The following is a 7,798-nucleotide window of genomic DNA, read 5'->3' as shown; positions in this document are numbered from 1 at the left end:
TACCTCATTTCTATCGTTGATTCCATTATAACGAGGTTTTTTGATAAAAATACACAAAAACCCCGAATCATGGGGCTTTTTTTTAGTGTCCATGATTCGGGGTACAGTTCACCTTTAGGATATCAAGTCTTTTTTATCGTTTTGGAAATTTTATTTGTTGTTCTTCAATCAAAAGAATAATATTTTTTCTATCCTCTTGCGTAATAGTAATACAAAATTCGTACTCTTCTTCTTTACACCATGAAGGATTTAGTTCTATAGATAAACGAACTATAATTTGAAATATCTCTCCTTTTTCTCCTATAAATTCAAACGACAGATTAGGTTCTATGAAGTCTAGTCGGGTATACGTAGGATTCGGTAATGTCTGAAACCATTCTTTCATGTGTTGTAATTCGCTAGTTTGTAAAAAAGGATCCATCGTTTCAAAAACTTTATTTCCCTCTGAAAGTTTCACTTTTATTATTAGCCAATTACGATCAAATGTATCAAATGCATTGTTAAACTCGTATTTTACAGCTTCTAAATGTAATGATACAATTTCATTTAAAAAAATCATAAATTACCTCCTTATTATTCAAGTATAGAGACTATCCAATTAATATTTAATAATGCTTTTCAAATTATTTTATCATAATTTTTAAATTCATTAATAAAATAATAAAAAAGACTTGCATTCCTTACAAGGATCCAAGTCTTTTTCATCTTATCTATTAAAAAATATATCCTACTAACTTCACAATTTCACTAATTAAAATACCTACAACTGCAAAATCAGAATCACCAAATGTTGTATTCTCAAATCCTAATCCACCTAATATAGGTAATAATATTGCTGGTAGGAATGAAATTAGTAATCCATTTACAAAAGCTCCTAGTATTGCTCCTCGTCTTCCTCCAGTTGCATTACCGAATACAGCTGCTGTTGCTCCTGTGAAGAAGTGAGGAATTAACCCTGGCACTATTACACTTAAACCGATAAATGGAAGTATAAACATGGAAAGTAATCCAGCGATAAAACTTGTTAAAAAGCCAATAATAACTGCATTTGGTGCAAATGGGAAGATTGTTGGACAATCTAACGCTGGTTTTGCATTTGGTACAAGTTTATCTGCAATCCCTTTAAATGCAGGTACTATTTCTGCAATTAACATGCGGACACCCGCTAAAATAATATATACTCCTGCTGCAAATGTAATTGCTTGCATAAAAGAATACACAAAATAATTTTGTCCGTTACTTAATTCCGTTTCGATAAACTCCTTACCCGCAAATGGTGCAACAATAAAGAATAATACAGCCATCGTTAATGACATAGAAACTGATGTATCACGTAAAAACCCTAGTGACTTAGGTACTTTAATTTGTTCTGTTGATTTATCCTTATTTCCAAATTTACTCCCAACAAACCCTGCCGCTAAGTATCCAACTGATCCAAAATGACCGATTGCGATATCATCCATTCCTGTAATTTTTCTAACATATGGTTGTAATAATGCTGGAAAAATCACCATGAGTGACCCTAAAATGATTGATCCAACAGTAACTAATGTAGCACCTTTCATTCCGGTAGTTGAAAATACCGCTGAAATTAAACATGCCATGAATAATGTATGATGACCAGTTAAAAACACATATTTAAATTTTGTAAAACGTGCAATTAGTAAATTCACAATCATACCAAATACCATAATTAACGCTGTTTCTTTTCCTAATGTTTGCTGTGCTATTGCAACTACAGCTTCATTATTTGGTATAATCCCTTTAATATGGAATGCTTTATCAAATATTTTACCAAAAACATCTAAAGCTCCTATTAATATAGTGGCTCCGCCTCCTAAAACTACGAAGCCCATAATTGTTTTTAAAGTCCCTGAAACCGTATCAGCAAAATTTTTCTTTTGCAGTAGTAAACCACACATAGCAAATAATCCGACTAATATTGCGGGTTGTCCTAAAATATCCTTCATAATTATATCAAACATAGCACTACTCCCCCTTCATTGTTACTACATTAGGTGTTTTTGTAATGCTTCTCTAATTTCATTTAAATCTAAAATATTCGTTAATCCAGCAACTGTTCGATTACCATCTTCAAGGTTACAAATAATATCCTTCGAACCTAAATATAGATCTGCTTGTTCTGATTTACTTGATGCTAAATCTGTGTGTGATACTTCTGCTTGTAATCCTAATTCACTTAAAATTTTCTTCACATTCATTTCTACAATAAAACTACTTCCTAATCCATTTCCACATACAACTAATACTTTTTTCATTTTAATCTCCCCTTTAATTAGAATATTTAGCTATCATTTTTAGCATTTCATCTATTGAATTTGAATGAATTAACATTTCCACATTTTTCGGATCCGATAACATCTCACTTAATTGTGCTAATGCTTTCAAGTGTGTCTCATTATCAATCGCTGCCAATACAATAATTAAATATGCAGCATGCTCTTGTTTTTCTGAAAATAGAACACTTTCTTTTAGTTGTAATAAACTCATCCCCAATTTTTTGACCCCTGCTTCCGGGCGAGCATGAGGTATTGCAATTTTAGGTGCAATAACAATATAAGGACCTAATTTTTCTACATTTACAATCATTTCATTGATATATTCTTTAAAGATGTATTGATTTTGTAATAACGGATCAGCCGCTAATCTTATCGCATCTTTCCAATTATCAACACGATCTTCAAGCTGAATAAATTCTCTAGTTAAAAGTTCGTTTAACATTGGTTTATACTTCTCCTCCTTCTCAAAATACGCCGGACCACTCATAAATTCAATCAGTTCTCTTTTTAAAGATTCTTCATCCACTACGTCAGCATATTTTTGAATTATCCCCATCACTAAATCCACAGAATCTTTTTGATTCTCTCCATACAATACTCCATTTACTTTTCTTAATAGAGCTGCTTTTTCAGAATCCGATAAAATTGGGTTCACCTTAAAAACCGGCACATTCCCTTTTTCAATTTCAGTAGTCGTAATTATACAATCTACATCAAATGTATTTGATTCATATTCCCGTTTTGAAATTGCATTTAATATATCTATGTTTGAAAATAACTTCTCTAGTTGATACTGCAACATACGTGATGTGCCAATGCCATTTGGACAAACAAGTAATGCTGTTTTTCGTGGATTGGGAACGATTCCCTCTTTCCTCATCCAAGCTCCAAAATGCATAGTAACATACGCAATTTCATCATCGGAAACAGATTTTCTCACATATTCTTCAAAATGATGAATTACCTTTTTCGTAAGAAAATATACCTCTTCATAATTTTCTTGAATTGTATTTCGTAATGGGTTTTCAATTTCTATTCCATACTTCACACGATAAAATGCAGGTTTCATATGCAAATATAGATCTGTAAACAACCCATTAAAGTCTTGAAATAACACACAAGCATAGTGTTGAAAATCTTTAATCATACAGTCAACAATTGAATGTATTTCATCCATGTTATTTTTCTCATAAGCATTTTCCTGATAATTTACTTTTGCACCTAGCAAATGAGTCGTAATATAATAGATTTCATCTATTGGAAATTTGACAACAAACGCTCGTTCAAACTGCTTTGCTATATATTTCGCAGCTTCAAATTGCTTTGAATCTTTCAGAACATTTTTTTCAGCTTCTTCCATCTCGACGCACTTACCTTTTAGAATACGTCTATGGAACAAATACATGTAAACGCTTAAATTTTCTAGTACCTCATCTGTATATTGGACACCTAAAAACTCTTCACAATTCGCAAGAATTTTTTTTATAATATACAATGTTTCTCTTGCAAGTGTATCTGTTTCACTTCCCATATCACTCATAATATAATTCACTTGTGATATTAAATACTCCCAGCCATTTTGAGAAATAATTTGAGAGAGGCTTAAAATTAATAAATTTCGTTTACTCTGTTCATTTCCAACAATTTGATAGCCTTCCTTACGAAAAGAATGTAAAGATAAATTATACTTATTCAACTCTACTTTTAGCTTTTTCAAATCTGCAAGTACAGTATTACGACTTACCTGCAAAAGGTTTATTAAGTCTTTCAATAAAATTCTTTTTTCCTGTATTAGTAAATATAATATTAACCATATTTTTCTTTCTTTCGGAGAATATTCATATTGATTATTCATACACTCATTTAATTTCTTTACTATCATTTGTTTCGTTTCTTTATTTAAGCAATAACCTAAGTGTCGTATATATTCAATAGAATGTAATCCTTCCTCTTGTAACCAATCGTCAATTTTCTTAATATCGTAATAAAGCGTTCGTTTGGAAACTTGAATCACATCAATTAATTGATTTATAGACACATAATCCTCTGCTTGAATAATTTGTTGCAAAATATTTATACTTCGAGTATCTAATATCATATTTGGTGTACACCCTTTCTATACTTGTTCACTAATTGACTTGCAAGTATAGATACTAACTTTGCAAAATTAGATTTTTTGAAATCGCTTTCTATTAATATAATATCTATTATTGCTTCTAAATATAAGTCCAAATTTTTGTTTCTCTGTAGTGCAAAGATTGTGCTTTGAAAATTTCTTACGCTTATGTTTAATGCTATTATTCCCCTTCATGTTCCTTTTCAATAAAACATGAATATTACCCTCAGAATTTTTAATACTGTATAGTAGCTTAGCACATATTACTCTTAAGGAGTGATGTGTATATGGATTTTCTTTCAGCCGAATATTTGTCCGCCCTACTTGCCATCATTGTAATTGATTTAGTGTTAGCCGGTGATAATGCCATTGTAATTGGATTAGCAGCAAGGCGATTACCGAAAGATCAGCAAAAGAAAGTTATTATATGGGGAACTATCGGGGCAATCGCGATTAGAGCCCTTGCTACCTTAGTTGTCGTTTGGTTGTTAAAAATACCAGGGCTACTTCTAATTGGTGGTGCACTCCTTATATGGATCGCTTACAAATTAATTGCTGAAGGCAAAGATCACGATATTAAGGCAGAAGAAGGTTTCTGGTCTGCTATTAAAACCATTATCATTGCTGATGCATTGATGGGAATTGATAACGTTCTCGCTGTTGCTGGAGCTGCGCATGGCAACTTTTCTTTAGTAATCATCGGGCTATTAGTTTCAATTCCAGTAGTAGTTTGGGGCAGTACATTAATTTTAAAATGGGTTGACCGTTATCCTATCATCATTACGATTGGAGCAGCTGTTTTAGCTTATACCGCTGCGAAAATGATTGTAGACGAGAAATGGTTCGCTGCATTTTTCGAAAGTAATCCTTTCATAAAATGGGCATTCATCATTATCATCATTGCCGGTGTAGTTTTCTTCGGAAAGGCAAAACAGAAAGCAACAGATGGTTCTATCTCATGATGATGTTTTATTTACAAACAAAAGGCACTATTCATAGGAATAGTGCCTTTTGTTATTTATTTAGCTTCCCCTTCCGGAGTCGTTTTTACTTTCGTTTTGTTTTTATCACGATTGTTATAGTTATACTTCGAACGATCTATCGGTGTAAATCCTTCCGGTGTGTAGAATCGTAATAAGTCACCATTTACGACTTGGTCAGAGTATTTTAACGAGTTTTGAACCATTTGTTCATTTTGTTTTATTTCATCTGTAAATTCTACTGGTTTTCCAGTCGTTGTATCATAGTATTTGCCGTTTAATGCAGTAACTGTTGGGCTTACGAAGTTGCCGTTACGGAACGCAACAACTTGTTTATGATCTGGTGATAATAAATCTGAACCAAATTGAACATAATTTTTTGTATCTGTTCCTAGTAAGTGTAAAAGAGTTGGAAGAACATCAATTTCACCACCATATTGATGTTGTACGCCACCTTTCACACCTGGTACACGAACGATAAATGGTACACGTTGTAACTGTGCATTTTCAAATGAGTTAATTTCTTTACCCATTACTTTTGACATTGCTGCATTATGATTATCTGAAATACCGTAATGGTCTCCGTACATAACGATAATAGAATTATCGTATAAACCAGATTGTTTCAAGTAATCGATGAAACCTTTTACAGATTCGTCTAAATAACGTGCTGTTTGGAAATACGTATCTACAGACGAGTCACCTGTGTTTGCTGGTTCAATTGTCGCTTCCTCTTTATCAATCGGATACGGGAAGTGATTCGATAACGTAATAAACTTCGTATAGAACGGTTGTTTCAATGTTTCTAATAAAGGAATGGATTCATTAAAGAATGGTTTATCTTTTAATCCATAGTTTACTACATCTTTTTCGTTCATATCATAGTATGAAGCATCAAAGAATTTATTAAAACCAAATGATTTATAAATATCGTCACGGTTCCAAAATGTTTTATAGTTACCATGGAATACAGCTGATGTGTATCCTTGTTGTCCTAAAATTGCTGGTGCTGATTGATACGTATTATGAGATTTCGTTGTAAATACAGACCCTTGTGGTAACCCAAACATAGAATTCTCTAACATAAACTCCGCATCAGATGTTTTCCCTTGTCCTGTTTGATGGAAGAAGTTATCAAAATAAAGCGTATTCGCATCTTTTGTAAATGAGTTTAAGAACGGCGTAACTTCTTGACCGTTTAATTTATAATCAATTAAGAAGTTTTGGAATGACTCTAAATGAATATAAATTACGTTCATTCCCTTACCTTTACCGAAATACTCAGGATTCGGACTAGCATAAGTTGATGTTAAATAATTTCTTACTTCTGTCATATTATCTCCATCAGCTAACGCTCTTTCCGTTGATGCTTTCGCACTTTGGATTCCATCATAAATTGTGTAGTTATACGCCCCTAAATATTTCACAATATAATTCCGGTCAAACGTTCTTGTTAATAATTCAGGACGGTCAGATTCTGCAAGTCCTAAGTTAACACTGAATAATAAAATCCCTGCTACAAATACTAGTGATACTTTATGCTTCGCAACACGAATTGGTTTTGGATTTGCAAATTTCGTTGCAACTAACACAATTAAAATAATTGTATCTAAGAAGTATAGCGGATCATAAAGATGTAACAACGCAACAATACTACCACCTAAATCTCCAAAGTTATTCGTTTGTGTCAACGTCGGGAACGTAATAAAGTCACTGAAAAAGCGATAGTATACGACGTTTGCATATAAAAGAATCGACAATAACAAGTTGATAACAATTAACCAAATATAAGATCGTTTCCCTTTTGCAAATAATGCAAGTCCTAAAAATAGCACTGCTGAACTAAGCGGGTTGAAAAACAGCAAGAATTTTTGGATTGTATTTGAAATACCTAAATTAAATTCTGTTACATAAGCCGCATATGTTTTGAGCCAAAATAAAATAACGGCAAACAGAAAGAATCCAAAATGATTGCTTAGCACGCTTTTGCTCTTTAATAAGAATTGTTTCATTTCTCCACCTCTTTTGATCATCCAAGGCTTATTTTTTATAAGTCTGTCTCTCTATTCAATTTTTTATCTTCAAATAGATTCTATTTATTTAACTATATGAAGAATACTAGTAATTATAATTTGAAGCTAGTATTTATTCAACTATTTCTTTCTATACATTTTGACCTTGGTTTCTATTTAACAAAATAAATTTGTAACATTTTCTGTTTTCTCCCAAGATTCATCCACTAATTATGACATCACATACTATATACCTTTATTCCCTACTTCGCAAATAAATATGTCTCCAGTTCTGGAACATTAATGTAATATAATTAAATTCACAATAGATAGCATTAGTTTTTTTCGGTGTATATTACATCCTTTCATATATTTCAACTTTATTCATGC

6 protein-coding genes are annotated in these 7,798 nt (G+C 32.1%); 1 reads left to right on the top strand and 5 read right to left on the bottom strand.

All coding sequences use genetic code 11. The features are described from left to right. Positions 1–133 precede the first annotated feature (133 nt). From MR070_RS12260 to MR070_RS12245, 4 genes are all read right to left on the bottom strand, one after another. Positions 134–559: a WapI family immunity protein gene (locus tag MR070_RS12260; protein ID WP_242261405.1), complete on the bottom strand. Its 426-nt coding sequence runs from the start codon at positions 557–559 to the stop codon at positions 134–136. 154 nt (positions 560–713) lie between these two features. After that, the gene (locus MR070_RS12255) at positions 714–1,985 is read right to left on the bottom strand and encodes a PTS ascorbate transporter subunit IIC (protein WP_242261404.1); all 1,272 of its coding nucleotides are present in this window, start codon (positions 1,983–1,985) and stop codon (positions 714–716) included. 24 nt (positions 1,986–2,009) lie between these two features. Then, positions 2,010–2,279, bottom strand: a complete 270-nt coding sequence (locus MR070_RS12250) for a PTS sugar transporter subunit IIB (RefSeq protein ID WP_000757318.1) — start codon at positions 2,277–2,279, stop codon at positions 2,010–2,012. A gap of 13 nt (positions 2,280–2,292) precedes the next feature. Beyond that, entirely contained in the window at positions 2,293–4,398 is a 2,106-nt protein-coding gene (locus MR070_RS12245) for a BglG family transcription antiterminator (protein WP_242261403.1), read from the bottom strand. Positions 4,399–4,703: 305 nt separating this feature from the next. Between MR070_RS12245 and MR070_RS12240 the strand changes: the two genes are divergently transcribed. Continuing rightward, positions 4,704–5,378, top strand: a complete 675-nt coding sequence (locus MR070_RS12240; protein WP_000346926.1) for a TerC family protein — start codon at positions 4,704–4,706, stop codon at positions 5,376–5,378. Between the two features lie 56 nt (positions 5,379–5,434). Here MR070_RS12240 and ltaS read toward each other — a convergent pair whose 3' ends face one another. Beyond that, positions 5,435–7,408, bottom strand: a complete 1,974-nt coding sequence (gene ltaS, locus MR070_RS12235) for a lipoteichoic acid synthase (RefSeq protein WP_000808752.1) — start codon at positions 7,406–7,408, stop codon at positions 5,435–5,437. Positions 7,409–7,798: the final 390 nt, after the last annotated feature.

Source organism: Bacillus cereus group sp. BfR-BA-01453 (assembly GCF_022662915.1).
In the GTDB taxonomy this organism is placed as follows: domain Bacteria; phylum Bacillota; class Bacilli; order Bacillales; family Bacillaceae_G; genus Bacillus_A; species Bacillus_A paranthracis.
The sequence above is the reverse complement of the archived record's forward strand: the minus strand, read 5'-3'. Positions and strand labels throughout refer to the sequence as shown.

Bases quoted from the DNA above. Each gene is read 5' to 3' on its own strand.
- MR070_RS12260 (WP_242261405.1), bottom strand. From the start codon at position 559: ATGATTTTTTTAAATGAAATTGTATCATTACATTTAGAAGCTGTAAAA.
- MR070_RS12255 (WP_242261404.1), bottom strand. From the start codon at position 1,985: ATGTTTGATATAATTATGAAGGATATTTTAGGACAACCCGCAATATTA.
- MR070_RS12250 (WP_000757318.1), bottom strand. From the start codon at position 2,279: ATGAAAAAAGTATTAGTTGTATGTGGAAATGGATTAGGAAGTAGTTTT.
- MR070_RS12245 (WP_242261403.1), bottom strand. From the start codon at position 4,398: ATGATATTAGATACTCGAAGTATAAATATTTTGCAACAAATTATTCAA.
- MR070_RS12240 (WP_000346926.1), top strand. From the start codon at position 4,704: ATGGATTTTCTTTCAGCCGAATATTTGTCCGCCCTACTTGCCATCATT.
- ltaS (WP_000808752.1), bottom strand. From the start codon at position 7,408: ATGAAACAATTCTTATTAAAGAGCAAAAGCGTGCTAAGCAATCATTTT.